This window comes from Streptomyces alkaliphilus (genome assembly GCF_014141535.1).
GTDB classification, from domain to species: domain Bacteria; phylum Actinomycetota; class Actinomycetes; order Streptomycetales; family Streptomycetaceae; genus Streptomyces; species Streptomyces alkaliphilus.
The window spans coordinates 1-556 of the sequence record NZ_VKHT01001655.1 but is presented as its reverse complement, the minus strand read 5'-3'; the positions used below and the strand labels follow the sequence as shown (position 1 = coordinate 556).

Here is a 556-nt window from a genome sequence, read left to right as displayed (position 1 = left end):
ATTCCCACCCTCCCGCGGTCAGCGCCTCGCCACCGGCCCGGGCGGAGGCGTGGTCCAGACCGTGTCGGACGGCGTCCGCCACGATCTCCTCCGGGAGGTCGTCGGAGAGCATGGCCCGGGTGCCGGCCGCCGCCAGGGGCACGGTGTCCGGGAGGCCGCCGAGGCCCAACAGGTGATCGAAGTGCGGATGGGTGATCAGGACGTGCCGTACGGGTACGCCCGCGAGGCGTTCCGCCGAGCGGCGCAACGCCTCGCCCTCCGCCGGGGTCGAGCCGGTGTCCACGAGCGTCGCCTCCGTCGGGCCGAGGACCAGGCCCACCGTGGCGTCCCAGCCGGGCAGGCGACGGCGCAGCACGCCCGGCACGACACCCTCCCAGCCGTGCTCCTTGGCCCGGCCCCGACCATCGCCCCGGGCGTGCTCCCACTCCTCCCCGGCGGACTCCGGTCGGGGCGCGGGCCCGACCCCGCTCGCGGCCGGGGTACCGCCGGGGGTGTCGGTCGGGTCGGTGATCGCCATGCCGCCGACCGTACCCGCCGGGCCCGGGCGCCCCGGGCC

Annotated in this window: 1 protein-coding gene; it reads right to left on the bottom strand. The window is 78.1% G+C overall.

What is annotated here, in order from left to right; translation table 11 throughout:
- A partial coding sequence (locus FNQ90_RS26175) for an MBL fold metallo-hydrolase (protein ID WP_182608560.1) occupies positions 1–517 on the bottom strand: 517 nt, incomplete at its 3' end.
- Positions 518–556: the final 39 nt, after the last annotated feature.